The organism is Streptomyces sp. NPDC045678 (genome assembly GCF_056432085.1).
In genome coordinates, this window is sequence record NZ_JBWKJS010000002.1 from 357,925 (window position 1) to 374,675 (window position 16,751).

13 protein-coding genes and 1 pseudogene are annotated in these 16,751 nt (G+C 72.6%); 7 read left to right on the top strand and 7 right to left on the bottom strand.

Features of this window, described 5'->3' with window-relative positions; translation table 11 throughout:
* Positions 1-255: 255 nt before the first annotated feature.
* The gene (locus AC07DO_RS08140; protein WP_479057822.1) at positions 256-1,149 is read right to left on the bottom strand and encodes an RNA polymerase sigma-70 factor; all 894 of its coding nucleotides are present in this window, start codon (positions 1,147-1,149) and stop codon (positions 256-258) included.
* A 220-nt stretch (positions 1,150-1,369) separates the two neighbouring features.
* Between AC07DO_RS08140 and AC07DO_RS08145 the strand changes: the two genes are divergently transcribed.
* Positions 1,370-2,200 carry an alpha/beta fold hydrolase gene (locus AC07DO_RS08145; protein WP_479057823.1) on the top strand — a complete coding sequence of 277 codons (831 nt, stop codon included), beginning with the start codon at positions 1,370-1,372 and terminating at the stop codon, positions 2,198-2,200.
* 26 nt (positions 2,201-2,226) lie between these two features.
* Here AC07DO_RS08145 and AC07DO_RS08150 read toward each other — a convergent pair.
* Positions 2,227-2,334 (bottom strand): annotated as a pseudogene (locus tag AC07DO_RS08150) (VOC family protein); the annotation flags it as partial.
* A 190-nt stretch (positions 2,335-2,524) separates the two neighbouring features.
* Here AC07DO_RS08150 and AC07DO_RS08155 point away from each other — a divergent pair.
* Entirely contained in the window at positions 2,525-4,105 is a 1,581-nt protein-coding gene (locus tag AC07DO_RS08155; RefSeq protein ID WP_479057824.1) for an alkaline phosphatase D family protein, read from the top strand.
* Between the two features lie 91 nt (positions 4,106-4,196).
* The gene (locus AC07DO_RS08160; protein WP_479057825.1) at positions 4,197-5,684 is read left to right on the top strand and encodes an N-acetyltransferase family protein; all 1,488 of its coding nucleotides are present in this window, start codon (positions 4,197-4,199) and stop codon (positions 5,682-5,684) included.
* Here AC07DO_RS08160 and AC07DO_RS08165 read toward each other — a convergent pair.
* Complete coding sequence (locus AC07DO_RS08165) at positions 5,644-6,927, bottom strand: trans-sulfuration enzyme family protein (RefSeq protein ID WP_479057826.1); 1,284 nt, start codon at positions 6,925-6,927, stop codon at positions 5,644-5,646. The two genes, AC07DO_RS08160 and AC07DO_RS08165, sit on opposite strands and share 41 nt — an antisense overlap.
* A gap of 60 nt (positions 6,928-6,987) precedes the next feature.
* Here AC07DO_RS08165 and AC07DO_RS08170 point away from each other — a divergent pair, with 60 nt between their 5' ends.
* Together AC07DO_RS08170 and AC07DO_RS08175 are read left to right on the top strand one after the other, a co-directional pair.
* Positions 6,988-7,503 carry an Lrp/AsnC family transcriptional regulator gene (locus AC07DO_RS08170; RefSeq protein ID WP_479057827.1) on the top strand — a complete coding sequence of 172 codons (516 nt, stop codon included), beginning with the start codon at positions 6,988-6,990 and terminating at the stop codon, positions 7,501-7,503.
* Between the two features lie 32 nt (positions 7,504-7,535).
* Entirely contained in the window at positions 7,536-9,254 is a 1,719-nt protein-coding gene (locus AC07DO_RS08175) for a DUF885 domain-containing protein (RefSeq protein ID WP_479057828.1), read from the top strand.
* 21 nt (positions 9,255-9,275) lie between these two features.
* Here AC07DO_RS08175 and AC07DO_RS08180 read toward each other — a convergent pair whose 3' ends face one another.
* Positions 9,276-9,785 carry a rhodanese-like domain-containing protein gene (locus AC07DO_RS08180; RefSeq protein ID WP_479057829.1) on the bottom strand — a complete coding sequence of 170 codons (510 nt, stop codon included), beginning with the start codon at positions 9,783-9,785 and terminating at the stop codon, positions 9,276-9,278.
* 431 nt (positions 9,786-10,216) lie between these two features.
* Here AC07DO_RS08180 and AC07DO_RS08185 point away from each other — a divergent pair, with 431 nt between their 5' ends.
* The gene (locus tag AC07DO_RS08185) at positions 10,217-10,954 is read left to right on the top strand and encodes a S1 family peptidase (RefSeq protein ID WP_150182050.1); all 738 of its coding nucleotides are present in this window, start codon (positions 10,217-10,219) and stop codon (positions 10,952-10,954) included.
* Positions 10,955-11,070: 116 nt separating this feature from the next.
* Complete coding sequence (locus tag AC07DO_RS08190; RefSeq protein WP_055566733.1) at positions 11,071-11,517, top strand: Lrp/AsnC family transcriptional regulator; 447 nt, start codon at positions 11,071-11,073, stop codon at positions 11,515-11,517.
* Positions 11,518-11,530: 13 nt separating this feature from the next.
* Here AC07DO_RS08190 and AC07DO_RS08195 read toward each other — a convergent pair whose 3' ends face one another.
* From AC07DO_RS08195 to AC07DO_RS08205, 3 genes are all read right to left on the bottom strand, one after another.
* Positions 11,531-12,331 (bottom strand): SAM-dependent methyltransferase, encoded by an 801-nt coding sequence (locus AC07DO_RS08195; protein WP_479057830.1) that lies wholly within the window; start codon positions 12,329-12,331, stop codon positions 11,531-11,533.
* Positions 12,332-12,440: 109 nt separating this feature from the next.
* On the bottom strand, positions 12,441-15,518 hold the full coding sequence (locus AC07DO_RS08200; RefSeq protein WP_479057831.1) for an AAA family ATPase: 3,078 nt from the start codon (positions 15,516-15,518) through the stop codon (positions 12,441-12,443).
* Positions 15,515-16,678, bottom strand: coding sequence for an exonuclease SbcCD subunit D (locus AC07DO_RS08205; protein WP_479057832.1), 1,164 nt, complete (start codon positions 16,676-16,678; stop codon positions 15,515-15,517). Before AC07DO_RS08205 ends, AC07DO_RS08200 begins: the two co-directional genes overlap by 4 nt.
* Positions 16,679-16,751 lie beyond the last annotated feature (73 nt).

The following is a 16,751-nucleotide window of genomic DNA, read 5'->3' on the forward strand; positions in this document are numbered from 1 at the left end:
TAAAGGTTCCTGCACTATCCCTGCGACCATAGGCCCGCACCCCCCCTTGGTCAAGACCAATCCTCGATCCGTTACAGCCTGCACAGGGACGATGCCACAGAGCATTCATGCGGAGTTCGCGGGGGGCCAAGCAGGCGTAATCGGCCAGCCGTTCATGAACGGCCGGCAATAGGCGCACGACAGAGCCCCCGTCCACGGGGACGGGGGCTCTGAGCTGGGGCGATACATCGCCGATGGCGATGCGGAGACGAGAACCTAGGCGACGAGCGACACGAGCTTGTCCGGATTGCGGACGATGTAGACGTCCTGGATGAGCCCGTCGACGGCATCCAGCAGAAAAACACTGTCGGGCTTGCCCTCGTAGAGGACGAAGAGGCACTCCGCGCCGTTCACCTCGATGAAGCGGACCTCCAGGCGGCCCTGCGCCTCCCGGACCGACTTGCCGACGGCACCGTGCAGGAAGCGGCCCACCTTGTCGGCGGTCTCCAGGACGCGCACGGGCGCCCTCGACTTGCCGCCGCTGTCCCCGACCAGCCGGACGTCCGGTGCGAGGAGGGACATCAGCCCTTCCAGGTCGCCCTCGGTGGCCGCGGCGAGGAAGCGTTCGGTCAGGTCGCGGCGCTGGGCGGGGTCCACCTTGTAGCGGGGCCGGCCCTCGTCGACGTGCTTGCGGGCCCTGCCCGCGAGCTGGCGCACGGCGGCCTCGCTGCGGTCGAGGGTGACCGCGATCTCGGCGAACGGGAACCCGAACGCCTCGCGGAGCACGAACACCGCCCGCTCCAGGGGCGAGAGGGACTCCAGGACCACGAGGACCGCGAGGGAGACGGAGTCGGCGAGCACGGCCCGCTCCGCGGTGTCGGGCACGGACGACCCGAGATCGGTGACGTAGGGCTCGGGGAGCCACGGCCCGATGTACGCCTCGCGCCGGGACTGCAGATGGCGCAGGCGGTCGATGGCGAGCCGTGTAGTGACGCGCACCAAGAAGGCGCGGGGTTCGCGCACCTGGTCGCGGTCGGACTCCGACCAGCGCAACCAGGCCTCCTGGACGACGTCCTCCGCGTCGGCCACCCGGCCGAGCATGCGGTAGGCGACGCCCATCAGGACGGGTCTGTGCTCTTCGAAGACGTCGGTCATGGTGTCGGTAGCCACACTCCTATCCCAGCCCACGGAGCAGCGCCTGTCCAGGCACTTCGGCTGCGGTACGCGGCACACTCGGCGTCGCCGGGGGCCACTCGCCGGAAGCGGCTCGGGCCGCCCTCTTGAACTGGGGCCTACTGGACGGTAATTGTTGCTGACAGTGCGTCTAACACATCACGGCGCGTCCACCACATCGGGGATCCGCCGTCCGGCGGCGGGGACAGGAGCAGTCATGGCCGCAGAGGTCTCGTTCAGCGTCGCGTCGCCCGGCGGCCCGCACACCGTGACGATCTCCTACGAACGGGCGGGCGCGGGCGAGCCGTTGCTGCTGCTGCACGGCATCGGCCACCACCGGCAGGCCTGGGACCCGGTGTTCGAGATCCTGGCCGCCGAGCACGACGTGATCGCGGTCGACCTGCCGGGCTTTGGGCGTTCCCCCGCCCTGCCCGAGGAGCTGACGTACGGGCTGCCCGCGGTCGTCCCCGCGCTGGGCGCGCTCTGCGAGACGCTGCGGATCGAGCGACCGCACGTGGCGGGCAACTCCCTGGGCGGGCTGCTCGCCCTCGAGATGGGCCGCGAGAAACTGGTCCGCTCCGTCACCGCGCTCTCCCCCGCCGGATTCTGGACGCCCGCGGAGCGCCGGTACGCGTTCGGCACGCTCCTCGCGATGCGGCGGGGTGCGCGTCTGCTGCCACGTCCCGCGATCGAGCGCCTGTCCGCGAGCGCGGCCGGGCGCACGGCCCTGACGAGCACCATCTACGCCCGTCCTTGGCGCCGTTCCCCGGAGGCGGTCGTGGCCGAGACGTTCGCGCTGCGCGACGCCGCGGGGTTCGAAGCGACGCTCCTGGCCGGGCGCGACGTCCTCTTCCAGGATGACGTGACGGGCCTCCCTGTCACAGTCGCCTGGGGCACGCGCGACCGGCTGCTCCTGCGCAGGCAGGGGATACGCGCGAAGCACACCATCCCCGGCGCACGGCTGGTCCGGCTCCCCGGCTGCGGCCATGTGCCGATGAACGACGACCCCGCGCTCGTCGCCCGCGTCATCCTCGACACCTGCCGCTGACCGGTGCCGGGCGCCGGGCGGCCCAGCGGCGACCGGACCCGCTTGCCGCCGTGCGCCTCCAGCCGTGCCACGAGCTCCTCGGGAACCTCTTCGTCGAGGTAGACGACGAGCAGGTCCTCCTCGGTGGGGCGCGGCCGCCCTCGGCCCGGTACAGCACGCTCAGCCCCATCCGGTCGACCTCCGGTGCCGAGCCCATGCAGTCTCCGCGCGGCGGTTCCCCCCGGCCTGTGGGGAGTTGTTCACTTGGGCTTCGTGTGGGCGATGTGGCGCGGTACCGGCCGGGCGCCCGCAGACTGGTCGCACCCGTCAACTGGAGGCGCATTCATGTCGCAACGTCAGCCGAGCCCGTCCCCCCGCCGCCGCAGCGTGCTGCGCGGATCGCTCGCCGTACCAGCGGCGCTCGCCGTGCCGGCGCTGGCCGGGGCCGCTCCGTCGCTCGCCCTGTCGGGTCGTCCGAAGGCCGGGTGGGGCGTGCAGGCCGGAGACGTGACGGCGCACGCGGGGCTCGTCTGGGTCCGCTCCGACCGGCCCGCCCGGATGATCGTCGAGACGTCCGCCACCGAGTCGTTCCGCAATCCGCAGCGGTGGCGCGGCCCGCTGCTGGGCCCGGACACGGACTTCACGGGGACGACGCGGCTGCGCGGGCTGCCCGCGGGAGAGCAGATCCACTACCGGGTGCTGCTCGCCGACCCCGACGATCCGCGCCGCACGGGCAGACCGGTCACCGGCACGTTCCGCACGACGCCGAAGGGCCGCAAGCACGACGTGCGCTTCCTGTGGTCGGGTGACATCGCGGGCCAGGGCTGGGGCATCAACCCCGACCGGGGCGGCTACCGCATCTTCGAGGAGATGCGCCGACGCGACCCGGACTTCTTCCTGTGCAGCGGTGACAACATCTACGCCGACGGCCCCATCCTGCCGAGCGTCACGCTGCCCGACGGCACCGTGTGGCGGAACATCACGACGGAGGAGAAGTCCAAGGTCGCCGAGTCCCTGAAGGAGTTCCGCGGCGCGTTCCGGTACAACCTGCTCGACGACAACCTGCGGCGGTTCAACGCCCAGGTTCCCTCGATCGTCCAGTGGGACGACCACGAGGTGCGCAACAACTGGTACCCGGGGCAGATCCTGGACGACCCGCGGTACACGGAGAAGAACGTGGACGTCCTCGCGGGCCGCTCGCTGCGCGCGTTCAGCGAGTACTTCCCCGTCTCGACGCTGCCGCCCGGCGACGAGGACGGCCGGGTCTACCGAGTACTGCGGCACGGCCCGCTCCTGGACGTGTTCGTCCTCGACATGCGCACCTACCGCAACGCCAACTCCCCCAACAGACAGCCCGACGACGCCACCGGCATCCTCGGCGCCCGGCAGCTGGCCTGGCTCAAGCGCGAGCTGTCCCGTTCGCGGGCCGTGTGGAAGGTCATCGCCTCCGACATGCCACTGGGCATCGTCGTATCGGACGGCAGGGAGAACTTCGAGGCCGTGGCGCAGGGCGACCCCGGCGCGCCGCTGGGCCGCGAGCTCCAGATCGCCGAGCTGCTGCGGCACATCAAGCACCGTAGGATCACCGGCACGGTGTGGCTGACGGCCGACGTGCACTACACCTCCGCGCAGCACTACGATCCGTCGCGCGCGGCGTTCAAGGACTTCGCGCCGTTCTGGGAGTTCGTGTCCGGACCGTTGGCCGCGGGCGGCTTCCCCGCGACGAAGCTCGACGGGACGTTCGGGCCCGAGCAGAAGTTCATCAAGGCACCGAGCCGCGCCAACACGTCTCCGGCCGAGACCCCGCAGTACTTCGGCGAGGTCGACATCGACGGCGGCAGCGGCGAGTTGACGGTGCGGCTGCGCCAGGAGGGCGGCGGCGTGCTGTTCACCAAGGTGCTGCAGCCGGGCCGGGCGGGGCAGTGAGCCAATTGCCGCCAAAGGGGCAGATGACCTCTTTACCCATCAGTCACAGGGCGTTCGTGATCACGAAACACCGGTCGAGCACAGTGAACGCATGAGAGCTGACATGCCCGACGTGACACGGACCAAGCACGGACGCCCCGTCCATCACTGGCGGCGCGACGTGGTCGAACTGGCGGCCCTGTTCACCGCCGTGGCGGTGGCCGACGCCGTCGCGAACATGGTGGGGCACGGGCCCGACGGGCCCGCCCTGCTGGTCGTCTCGGCCGTGGTGCTGCTCGCCACGGCCGGCTTCCACATCTGGTGGGCAAGGCGCCACGACCACGCCCCGCCGCCGGCGCACGATACCGTCGCCCGGCCGCCCGCGGACGCGGAGCAGGCCGGGCGCGCCACGACCACCACCCACGCGGCCACCCCCGGGGCCGCCCTTGCGAGCACCCCCGAGGCCGAGCCGTCCTCGACGCTCCCCGGCACGACCACCCTGTGGCGGATGCGCACGACCGTCCGGGACGAGCCGGGCTCCCTGGCCGCACTGTGCGTGACGCTCGCCGAGCGCCGCGTCGACATCCTCAGCCTCCAGGCGCACCCGCTGGCCGAAGGCACCGTCGACGAGTTCCTGCTGCGCGCGCCCGCGGATCTCGCCGGGGCCGAGATCACCCGGTCGATCGCGCGGGCGGGGGGCACGGGCACCTGGATCGAGCGCGCCGACGCCCACGACCTGGTCGACGCCCCCACCCGCATCCTCGGCCTCGCCACCCGCACCGCGCTCGACGCGGCCGAACTCCCGCTGGCCCTGCGGCACCTCCTGGGCCGCTGCACCATCCGCTCCCTGCCGGCCGCCGCACGCACGGGGACCCGCCGGGACGACACAGCCCCGGCGGAGTCGAGGCCGGTCGACGGCGTGCTCGACGGCACGGTGCTCAGGCTGCGGGGTCCCGACGGCGAGGTCATCACCGTCGAACGCCCCTACCTGCCGTTCACACCCACGGAGTTCGCCCGCGCGCGGGCCCTCGTGGAGCTCGACACGCGGCTCGGCCCGCGCATTCCGCGCAGCCAGGACGTCCTGACGCTCCCCGAGGGCAACTCCATCACCGTGCGACGGGCCGACACCGCCGACATCGAGGCCGCCAAGGCCATGCACGAGCGGTGCTCGCCGGGCACGCTGGACAAGCGCTACCACGGCCCGGTGCACGACGCCGACCGCTACCTCAACCACCTCCTCAGCCCCCGGTTCGGGCGCACCCTCGCGGTGCGCACCGCGTCCGGCCGGATCGTCGGCATCGGCCATCTGCTGTGGGACGGCGACGAGACCGAGGTCGCGCTGCTCGTCGAGGACGAGTGGCAGCGCCGCGGCATCGGCAGCCAGCTGCTCGGCCGTCTGGTGACGATGGCGGTCGAGGCGGGCTGCGAGAGCGTGTACGCGGTGACGCAGGCGTCCAACACCGGCATGGTGGCCGCGATGCGCGGGCTCGGCCTGCCGCTCGACTACCAGATCGAGGAGGGCACGCTGGTGATCACGGCCCGCCTCGACGCGACGCCGGTCAGTTCGCGGCTGCCGTACGACTCCGCGCAGCGCCCCTGAGCCCTTCGGAGGCCACGGCGCCCACGGCGCCCACGGTCCCGGTGGCCACCGGCGCGGGGATGGTGACCGGCACGGGGCCGAGCGCCCGGTCCAGGTCGCGCCAGAGGTCGTCGACGTCCTCCAGACCGCACGACATGCGCAGCAGCCGGTCGCTGACGCCGGCGGAGCGCCGGTCCTCGACGTCCACCACGCGGTGGCTGATGGACGCCGGGTGCTGGATGAGCGAGTCCACGCTGCCGAGGCTGACCGCCGGGGTGATCAGCCGTACGCCGGCGATCACCCCGTGCGGGTCGCCCCGTACCTCGAAGGCGACCATGGCGCCGCCCATCCGCGGATAGTGGACGCGCTCCACGCGCGGGTCGGCGGCGAGGCGGCGCGCCAGTTCCGCCGCGTTCGCCGAGGCCGCGCGCACCCGGACGGGGAGCGTGGACAGGCCGCGCAGCAGCAGGTATCCGGCGAGGGGATGCAGTACCCCGCCCGTGGCGAAGCGGACCTGACGCAGCCCCCGGGCGAGCTCCTCGTCGCACGCGACCACACCACCGAGGACGTCGCCGTGCCCGCCCAGGTACTTGGTGGCGCTGTGCAGCACCAAGCGCGCGCCGCTCTCCGCGGGCCGCTGCAGCACGGGCGTCGCGAAGGTGTTGTCGGCGAGCAGCGGCACCGTGCCGCAGGCGCGGGCGACCTCGGCCAGGTCGATTTCGGCGAGCGTGGGGTTGGCGGGCGACTCGACCATGACCAGGCCGGTGTCGGGCCGGATGGCGTCGGCGATGCCCTCGGGGTCCGCCCACGTCACCTCGGTTCCGACGAGCCCCGCGGAGAGCAGGTGGTCGCTGCAGCCGTACAGCGGCCGGACGGCCACGACGTGGCGCAGGCGTGCGGACCCTCGTACGAGAAGCACCGCGGTCAGCGCCGCCATGCCGCTCGCGAAGGCGACGGCGCTCTCGGTGCCTTCGAGGCGGGCGAGTGCCGTCTCGAAGCGGGCGACGGTCGGATTGCCGAGGCGTGCGTAGACCGGTGGCCCGTCATCGACGACGCCTTCGGCGGCGAAGGCGTCGATGCGGGCGGCCTCGCCGCGGCTGTCTCGGGAGGGGTAGGTCGTCGAGAGGTCGATCGGCGGGGCGTGCAGGCCCATTTCGACCAGATCGTCCCGTCCCGCGTGCACGGCTTCGGTGGCCAGGGCGCGTGACGGTGAGGCGCTGTCCGCGGGGTGTGTGTGCGGTGCTGTCCCGGTGTTCGCTTCCATGCCGCACAGGCTGAACATCGCACGGGGTCCGGGGAGCACACCCCGTGCTACGTTCGGCCGATGGCCGATTCCGTCGCACTGGACCCGGTGGATCTCCACATACTGCGCGTGCTGCAGAACGATGCCCGGACCACATATCGGGACCTGGCGGCGCAGGTCGGTGTCGCGCCGTCGACGTGTCTCGACCGCGTGACGCGGCTGCGGCGTTCGGGGGTGATTCTCGGACATCAGCTGCGCCTGGACCCGGCGAAGCTCGGCCGCGGGGTCGAAGCGCTCCTCTCCGTGCAGGTCCGGCCGCACCGGCGGGATCTCGTCGGGCCGTTCGTGGAGCGCGTCAGGGCGCTGCCGGAGTCGTTGTCCCTGTTCCACCTCACGGGCCCCGAGGACTTTCTCGTGCACGTCGCGGTGGCCGGTCCCGCGGATCTGCAGCGGCTCGTTCTCGACGAGTTCACCGCACGGCGTGAAGTGGCGCGCGTCGAGACCCGGTTGATCTTCCAGCAGTGGGCGTGCGGTCCGCTGCTGCCGCCCGACACCGCGCTCGACACCGCGCAGGATCCGCCGGGCGAATCATGGTGACGAGCACCGCTTCTCTGTACGACGATGTCCGCATGTCAGCCATCGAGAACCCGCATGTGAACACCGGCCCCCTGCCCCGCGCCGTCGCCGACGCCTACGTCGACGAGCTGATCGCCCTCGACCCCATCACGGGCACCTACCTCGGTGTCGAGGAGAGCAACAGCAGACTTCCCGACACCTCTCCCGAGGGCCAGGAGGCCGTGGCGCGGCTGGCGCGCACGACTCTGGCCCGGCTGGACGAGGCGGAGCGCAGGCCCGGTGCGGACAGCGAGGCCGAGCGCCGCTGCGGGCGGCTCCTGCGGGAGCGGCTGACCGCGCAGCTGGCCGTGCACGAGGCCGACGAAGGGCTGCGCGCGGTCGGCAACCTGCACACGATGCCGCATCAGGTACGGGAGATCTTCACCGTCTCCCCGATGGAGACGGAGGCCGACTGGGCGGCGATCGCCGAGCGGCTGCGTGCCGTACCGGCGGCGCTCGAAGGGTACCGGGCGTCCCTCGAACTCGGCCTGGAGCGCAAGCTGTTCGGGCCGCCGCGCCCCACCGCCACCTTCATCGGGCAGCTCACCGAGTGGGCGGGGGAAACCGGCGACCACCCGAGCGGGCGCGGCTGGTTCGACGACTTCGCGTCGGCGGGCCCGGACGCCCTGCGTGCCGACCTGGACGCAGCCGCCCGGGCCGCCACCGCGTCGGTCGTGGCGTTGCGCGACTGGATGCGCGACGTCTACGCGCCCGCGATCGAGGGCTCCCCCGACATCGTGGGCCGCGAGCGCTACGCCCGCCTGTCCCGCGAGTGCAACGGCACCGACCTGGACCTCGACGAGGCGTACGCGTACGGCTGGTCGGAGTTCCACCGGCTGCTCGCCGAGATGAGGACCGAGGCGGAGAAGATCCTGCCCGGCGCGGCCACGCCGTGGGTGGCGCTCGCCCACCTCGACGAGCACGGGACGCACATCGAGGGCGTGGACGAGGTCCGGGTCTGGCTGCAGGAGCTGATGGACGAGGCGATCGACGCCCTGGACGGCACGCACTTCGAACTCGCCGAGCGGGTACGGAAGGTGGAGTCCCACATCGCGCCGCCCGGCGGCGCCGCGGCCCCCTACTACACGGGTCCGTCCGAGGACTTCTCGCGGCCGGGCCGCACCTGGCTGCCGACGATGGGCGAGACCCGCTTCCCCGTCTACGACCTCGTCTCGACCTGGTACCACGAGGGGGTGCCTGGCCACCACCTCCAGCTCGCCCAGTGGGCGCACGTGGCGGAGAACCTCTCCCGCTACCAGGCGACCGTCGGCATCGTCAGCGCCAACGCGGAGGGCTGGGCGCTGTACGCGGAGCGGCTGATGGACGAGCTCGGCTTCCTGACCGATCCCGAGCGCAGGCTCGGCTATCTCGACGCGCAGATGATGCGTGCGCTGCGGGTCATCGTCGACATCGGCATGCATCTGGAACTGGAGATCCCCGCGGACTCCCCCTTCCGTCCCGGTGAGCGCTGGACGCCGGACCTCGCCCAGGAGTTCTACGACGCGCACTGCAGCCGTCCCACGGAGTACGTGGCCAGCGAGATGACCCGCTATCTGACCATCCCCGGTCAGGCCATCGGGTACAAGCTGGGTGAGCGTGCCTGGCTGCTCGGCCGTGAGAACGCGCGGAGCCGGCACGGCGCCGCGTTCGACGCCAAGGCGTGGCACATGGCCGCCCTGTCGCAGGGATCCCTGGGCCTTGACGACCTGGTGGAGGAGCTGTCCAGGCTCTGACGCCGTGACGGCGCCGGGCGGTCAGCAGCCGCAGTCCCCGGCGTCCACCGGGGCCGTGAGCGGGTCGGCGTCACGCCGCTCACGGCCCTCCCAGGTCTCGAACTCGAACCCCTCACGCGCCCAGTACTCGAATCCGCCGAGCATCTCCTTGACGCGGAAGCCCAGTTGGGCGAGGGCGAGAGCGGCGCGGGTCGCGCCGTTGCAGCCGGGGCCCCAGCAGTAGGTGACGACCGGCACCTCCTTGTCGAGGAGCGCCTCCGCCTGCTCGGGGATGAGGGCGGTCGGCAGGTGGACGGCGCCGGGGACGTGCCCTTGCTCCCAAGAGGCGGTGGACCGTGTGTCGAGCACCACGAAGCCCGGGGCGCCGTCCCCGGCGAGCGCGGCGGCCACGTCGGACACATCGGCGTGGAAGGCGAGGGCTGCGCCGAAGTACGCGGCGGCCGCCGCCGGTGACGCGGGCGGAACCCGCAGGACCGCGTTCGGAGCGGGAGCGGAAGCAGGGGCGCTGAGCTGCGCGTTCGTGTTGGTCATGGCGAAAAATCTACGGCCGGCGAACGGAACCCTGAAGCGATGATTCCCGGCGTCCACAGGGACTCACCGGCACATCCCCGGTAGTTCGAAGTTCCACCACCTCATTCCCCTGTGGGCCGCCGAGCCGAGCCCAACAAGGGTTGTCGCGAAAGCGCGTTGCCAGGAGCACGTCACGTCCATCGAGAATGGTCCGGACCAGGAATCGGTTTGATCATGCACTGGTCCGCAAGCTCACCCATGGCCGCACTGTCGCCACAGAAGGCTTCACCGACCTCTTGCGCCGCCCACAACTCCTCTGCCAGATTCTCTCCCGCCAGAGATGGCATGCACGCGACAGGAGATACCCGCCTCCTCAGCGCGCATTGCGGCTGCATACCTATGCGGCCTCGTCCTCATCAAGGACGCTTCATCCCCACACAATGGAGACGAACGTGCGAATATCCAGACTCGTCCCCGCGCTCGCGGCCACCGCCCTCGCCGTCCTGGGGCTCGCCCCCACCGCGGCGGCCCAGAGCGCGACGCGCGCGGAAACGCCCGCCGTTGCTTCCACCAACGGCCCGCAGCCGATCATCGGCGGCGGCTACGCCAGCAACGCGCCGTGGGCGGCCAGGCTCTTCTCCAACGGCCGGCAGACCTGTAGCGCCACGATCATCGCCCCCACCTGGATCCTCACCGCGAAGCACTGCGTCAGCGGCGGCGGCCTCTCGTTCCGCATCGGCAGCCTCGACCAGACGTCCGGCGGCACCACGGCCAACGGCATCAGCGTCACCAGCCACCCGTCGTCCGACCTGTCCCTGGTCAGGCTGGACCGCTCCGTCCCGGGCACCTACGCACGCCTCGGCTCCCCCGGCTCGGTGTCGGTCGGCCAGACCGTCCAGGTGTACGGCTGGGGCGCCACGTCCCAGTGCGGCCAGGAGATCAACTGTCAGTCACGGCTCCTGAAGGTCGCCAACGTCGTCGTGACCGGCGGCTGCCGCGACGCCTACCAGGGCCAGGCCATCTGCGCCCGGCGCGGCGACGGCATCACCGCGGGCGGCGACTCGGGCGGCCCGATGATGGCGAACGGCGCACAGGTCGGCGTCGCCTCCACCAGTGACCGCCAGACCACGACCGCGTACACGAACGTGACGGCGTACCGCTCCTGGATCCAGAGCGTCGCGGGCGTCTGAGTCCCGCCGCTCGTCCTCACGCATCCCCACTCGCCCTCACCCGTTATTGCGGACGAGTGACACAAATCCCCGGCCGCCTCTTGATCGGCCGGGGATTTCCCTGTTACCTCTCGGCCATGACCGGTTATTCCACGGACGCCACCGACTGGCGCATCCTCGATGTCCTCCAACGGGAGGGCCGCGCCAGCTACGCGGAGCTCGCGCGCGCCGTCTCGATGTCCGCGAGCGCCGTCACGGAGCGGGTGCGGCGCCTCGAGGAGGCCGGTGTCATACAGGGGTACGCGGCCGTGGTCGACCCGGAGCGGCTCGGTCTGCCCATCCTCGCGTTCGTACGCCTGCGCTATCCGAACGGCAACTACAAACCGTTCCACGACCTGCTCGACGCGACCCCGGAGATCCTCGAGGCGCACCACGTCACGGGCGACGACTGCTTCGTCATCAAGGTCGCCGCGCGCTCGATGCAGCACCTTGAAGAGGTGTCGGGCAGGATCGGCGCGCTGGGTTCGGTGACGACGAGCATCGTCTACTCGTCCCCCCTGCCGCGAAGGCCACTGGGACGCTGACCCTCCGGTCCCCTCAACCGGACTTGCGCGCCACCCCGCCGTAGATCCCGATCGCCTCGGACCCCGCGGGCGACGGGGCGTCCGGACGCCAGAACGGCACCTGGGTCACACCGGGTTCGACCAGGTCGAACCCGTCGAAGAACCGCATGACCTCGGGCTTGGAACGCAGGTTCAGGGTGGCGGTGGCCTGGTTGTAGACGGCCTCGGCGTCGCGGCGGTCGGCGAAGTCGCTCGTGGCATGCGAGAGGACGAGATAACTTCCGGCGGGCAGCGCGTCGCGCAGGGTGGCGACGATCCGCTCGGGCTCGTCCGCTTCGGTGAGGAAGTGGACGATGGCCACGAGGAGCAGGGCGACCGGCCGGTCGAAGTCGATGATCCGGCGGACGTCGGGGTGGTCGATGACCGCCCGCGGGTCGCGCAGGTCGGCGAGGACGGTGCCGGTCGCGCCGGAGCCGCTGAGCAGCGCTCCGGCGTGCGTGTTCACGATCGGGTCGTTGTCCACGTAGGCGACGCGCACGTCCGGCGCCAGCTCGTGGGCCGTCTCGTGCACGTTCGGAGAGGTGGGAAGGCCGGTGCCGATGTCGAGGATCTGCCGGACGCCGTCGCCGACGACGTGGCGGACGGCGCGCCGCATGAAGTCACGGTTGGCCCGCACGCCGATCCGCACCTCGGGCGCGGCGGTGGCGAGATCGTCCCCGGCGCGGCGGTCCACCTCGTAGTTGTCCTTGCCGCCCAGCAAGTAGTCGTAGATCCGGGCCGGGTGCGGCCTGCTGGTGTCGATCTCCTCGGCGAGGAAGCTGCCGTCCTGTCTCACACTTCGCCCCTTTCGACGACCGTCACGGCCCCTGTCCCGCACACGGCTTGCGTCAGCTTGTCACATCAACTCGCCTGCGCAGCACGGGGTTCCGGGCCGACGGCCGTCCTCAGGACCCGGTCCGTCGGCGTACCGCCGATCCGGCCCTGCCCTTCACCACCTCCAGCTGTGCGTGCACCCGTCGGCGCAGGTCCGCGACGTGGCTGACGATGCCGACGCTGCGGTCCCGCTCGCGGAGGGAGTCGAGGACGTCGAGGACCTCGTCGAGTGTCTGGTCGTCGAGGCTGCCGAAGCCCTCGTCGATGAAGAGCGTGTCGAGCCGGACGCCGCCCGCCTCGTCGGTGACGACGTCCGCGAGGCCCAGCGCGAGGGCGAGGGAGGCGAAGAACGTCTCGCCGCCGGAGAGGGTCGCGGTGTCGCGCTCGCGGCCCGTCCAGGCGTCGACCACGTGGAGCCCGAGGCCCGAACGGCCGCGTCCGGTGCGGTCGTCGGAGTGGACGAGGGTGTAGCGGCCCGCCGACATGCGGTGCAGCCGGGCGGTCGCGGCCGCGGCCACCTGCTCGAGGCGGGCCGCGAGCACGTACGACTCCAGGCGCATCCTGCGTTCGTTGTCGGCCGAGGTGCCCGCGGCGAGTCCGGCCATGCGGGCCACCCGGTCGTACGCGGCGCGCAGCGGCGCAAGCCTGCGTGTCGCCGCGGCCGTGCGGGCGGAGAGCCGGTCGAGTTCGGCGCAGCGCCGTGCGGCGGCGTCCCGCGCGGAGGCCGCGTCCCGGAGGCGTCGGGCAGCGGCCTCGGCGGCGTCCCCGGCGGCCCGGAGGTCGGCCGGCGGCTGCTGTGCCGCGGCGGCCGTGTCCGGTTCGGCGAGGACGGACCGCACGGCGGCGTCGTCGTTCCGCCAGGCGTCGATGCGGTGCTGGATCTCGCGGTACCTGACGTCGTCGAGAAGGGCGGCCGCGGCGGCCGTCGGCGTGTCGAACCCGGCACGGAAGGCCGCGTCGGCGAGTCGCGCGTCGGCGTCCTTGAGGCGCTCTGCGGTGTCGTCGGCGGCGCGGACGGCGTCGGCGGCCTCGGTGAGCAGCGCGGCCTGCCGCTCCAGCTGGGCGGCGCGGTCGGCGACGCTGCCGGTGGCGCCCCGCGCGCGGGTCAACTCGGCGTCGAGGGACTGCTGTTCGCGCTCCAGGGCGTCACGCAGCGTCGCCCTGGACGCGGCGCGCCGCGCGGCCTCCTGCTGCTGGGCGAGCCTGCGGTCGTACTCGCGCTCGGCCCGCGCCAGGGCCTCGCGAGCGGCGTGCAGCCCGGAGGCCCGGTCCCTGGCCTCGGTGTACTCGCCTCGCAACGCGTCCACGGACGCGGCGAGTTCGTCGGAGGTCGGGTCCTCGTCCGGTGGGCCATCAGGCGAGGTCTCGTGCGGGTTCGTCGCCGGGCCGCCCCGCGCCGCGGCCTTCGCCGCGGCCAGGGACTCCCTCACGTCCCCGAGGGCGCGCTCGGCGGCCGTCCGGGATTCGTCCGCGCGGCGGTGGGCGGCGAGCGCCGCCTCCTCGGCCTGCCGGTCCACGTGTCCGGCCACCTTCCGTGCGGGGGAGGGGTGTTCCGTGGCTCCGCACACCGCGCAGGGTTCGCCGTCGCTCAGGTGGGCCGCGAGTTCGGCGGCGATGCCGGTGAGGCGCTGCTCCTTGAGGGCGAGCCAGTGTTCGTGGGCCTCGGTGGCGGACTCGCGGGCGGCGAGGGCGTGTTCCTGCGCCTCGGCCACGTCCCGGGCGAGCCGGTCGCGGCGGCGGGCCGCGTCCAGGCGGGCCTCGGCGGGTGCGAGCAGGCCCCCCAGACGTTCGGCGCGGGTCGCGGCCTCCTGGGCGGACTCGATGCGCTCCTGGAGCGTGGCCCGGGTCGTCTCCCAGCCGTCGAGCCAGCCCGAGGCCTCCTGGAGCAGCTCGTCGTCCGCGCGTTCCTGACGGTCCAGCGCGGTGCGTTCGGCGGTGATCTCGGCGGTACGTCCCTCGGCGCGCCGGGCCGATGCCAGGCCGCCCAGCTCCTCGGCGGCCGTGCGCGCGGCGGCGGCGAGGCCCGCCGCTCCGGACGACGCGAACGTGTCGGGCAGCCGGCCGCGCGCGCGGGCCTCGGCTTCCGCGGCGCGGCGGTGCTCCGCGTCGGCCGTGTCGCGCAGCCCGAGCGCGGGCGCGATCTTCTCGGCCTTCCGGGCCCGTTCCAGGCGCTCTTCGAGGTCGCGCTGTTCGTCCACGCGCGCGTGGAGCTGTTCGGCCCGCGTCCGTGCTTCGGCGAACCGGCGCTGCAGACGGTCGAGTTCGCGTACGTCACCGAGTCGGCGTTCCGCGCCTGCCTGGGCGGATTCGGCGGCGGCGAGCGCGCAGTGGGTGGTGGCGAGGCGTTCTCTGGCGCCCGTGCGGGCGACGGCCGCCCAGGTGAGGACCGCGTCCGCCAGGCCGGGGTCGCCGGGCGCGAGGTCGGGCAGGGGCAGTTCGGCTTCCTGGCCCCCCTCGCTCGCGGCCTGCTGCATGCGGTGCGCGTCGGCGAGGAGGGCGGCGTCGCCCTCCTTGACCTCGGCCTCGGTGGTGCGCCGCTGCTCGGCGAGCCGCTGTTCCACGGCGGCGAACCTGCGCGTGTCGAAGAGACGCCCGAGCAGTTTGCCGCGCGCCTCGGCGTCCGCGCGCAGGAACCGGGCGAAGTCTCCCTGGGGCAGGAGCACGACCTGGCAGAACTGTTCCTTGCTCATGCCGAGGAGCTGGCTGATCTCCTCACCGATCTCCTGGTGGGACCGGCTGAGTGCCTTCCATCCGCCGTCCGGGCCCTCCCCGGCGTCGTACTCGCGCAGCCAGCTCTGCGCCTTCTCCGTCGTGGTGCCCGTGCCGCGCTTCTTGGGGCGCTCCCACGGAGGCTGCCGGGTGACCTCCAGGCGGCGTCCCGCGACGGTCAGCTCGAGGCACACCTCCGTGCGCGTGCCCTGCTGCGCGTGGTCGCTGCGCAGCGTCATGCCCTGTCCGCCGCCCTGCTGCCGGGCGCCCGGCACCGAGCCGTAGAGCGCGTAGCACACCGCGTCCAGGACGGACGTCTTGCCCGCGCCGGTCGGCCCGTGCAGCAGGAAGAGACCGGCGGCACTGAGGTCGTCGAAGTCGATGTCCTGGGTCGTGCCGAACGGCCCGAAGGCGGTGATGCGGAGCCGGTGGAGTCTCATCGGGCGACCTCGCGCAGCGTGGCGTCGGTGCGGACCGCGTCGAACGCCGAACGCAGCACTTCCTGTTCCTGCTCGTCGGGTCCCGCACCGCGCACGTGGGCCACGAAGTCCTCGGCGATCTGCTGGTCGCTGCGGTCCCGGAGCCGCTGGGCGTACGAGACGTCCGGGTCGTCCGGGGCCCGGTCGGGCGCGAAGACGAGGCTGAGCGTGTGCGGGAAGCGCTCGCAGAGCCTGGCCATCGGGTCGTCGGGGCGCACCGCGTCGGTGAGGGTGGCCTCGACCCACGCGTCCTCATGGCGGGCGAGGTCCGGGTCGTCGAGCAGTTCGTCGAGGGTGCCCCTGATGCGGGCGAGCGCGCGCGGCACCGGGCAGTCGACGCGCTCGGCCCCGAGCTGCCCGTCGGGTCCCAGGTCGACGAGCCACATGCTCTTGCGGTGGTCGGCCTCGGAGAACGAGTACGGCAGGGGCGACCCCGAGTAGCGCACGCGCTCACCGAGGGTCTGGCTGCCGTGCAGGTGGCCCAGGGCCGCGTAGTCCACGCCGTCGAAGACTCCGGCGGGCACGGCCGCGACCCCGCCGACGGTGATGTCGCGCTCGCTGTCGCTGACCTGACCGCCACTGACGAAGGCATGGGCGAGGACGACGGAGCGGGTGCCGGGCGCGCGGCCGGCGAGGTCGGCCCGGACACGGTCCATGGCGGCACCGATGACCGCCTCGTGTCCTGCCCTGTCCACCGCGAACTCGTCCTTCACCAGCGCCGGTTCGAGGTAGGGCAGGCCGTAGAACGCCACGTCTCCGTGAGCGTCGGTGAGGATCACCGGCTCCGCGCACGCGGCCGGGTCGGTGCGCAGATGGATGCCCGCGCGGTCGATGAGGCCCGCGCCCACGCCGAGGCGGCGCGCCGAGTCGTGGTTCCCGGAGATCATGACCGTCGGCACGCCGAGGTCGGCGAGCCGGTGCAGGGCGTCGTCGAAGAGCTCGACGGCCGCGAGCGGGGGCACCGCTCTGTCGTACACGTCCCCGGCCACCACGACGGCGTCCACGTCGCGCTCGCGCACGGTCGCCAACAGGTGGCCGATGAACGCGGCCTGGGCGTCGAGCATGTTCACGCGGTGGAACGAGCGGCCCAGGTGCCAGTCGGACGTGTGCAGCAGCCTCATGATTCCCGAGACTATCGGGCGGGTCGGACATCACGGGCGGCCACTCCCGTAACTCCCCGCGGCCCTCGTGCGG

Coding starts and splice junctions, on each gene's coding strand:
- AC07DO_RS08145 (WP_479057823.1), top strand. CDS start 1,370: ATGGCCGCAGAGGTCTCGTTCAGCGTCGCGTCGCCCGGCGGCCCGCAC.
- AC07DO_RS08155 (WP_479057824.1), top strand. CDS start 2,525: ATGTCGCAACGTCAGCCGAGCCCGTCCCCCCGCCGCCGCAGCGTGCTG.
- AC07DO_RS08160 (WP_479057825.1), top strand. CDS start 4,197: ATGAGAGCTGACATGCCCGACGTGACACGGACCAAGCACGGACGCCCC.
- AC07DO_RS08165 (WP_479057826.1), bottom strand. CDS start 6,927: ATGGAAGCGAACACCGGGACAGCACCGCACACACACCCCGCGGACAGC.
- AC07DO_RS08170 (WP_479057827.1), top strand. CDS start 6,988: ATGGCCGATTCCGTCGCACTGGACCCGGTGGATCTCCACATACTGCGC.
- AC07DO_RS08175 (WP_479057828.1), top strand. CDS start 7,536: ATGTCAGCCATCGAGAACCCGCATGTGAACACCGGCCCCCTGCCCCGC.
- AC07DO_RS08180 (WP_479057829.1), bottom strand. CDS start 9,785: ATGACCAACACGAACGCGCAGCTCAGCGCCCCTGCTTCCGCTCCCGCT.
- AC07DO_RS08190 (WP_055566733.1), top strand. CDS start 11,071: ATGACCGGTTATTCCACGGACGCCACCGACTGGCGCATCCTCGATGTC.
- AC07DO_RS08200 (WP_479057831.1), bottom strand. CDS start 15,518: ATGAGACTCCACCGGCTCCGCATCACCGCCTTCGGGCCGTTCGGCACG.
- AC07DO_RS08205 (WP_479057832.1), bottom strand. CDS start 16,678: ATGAGGCTGCTGCACACGTCCGACTGGCACCTGGGCCGCTCGTTCCAC.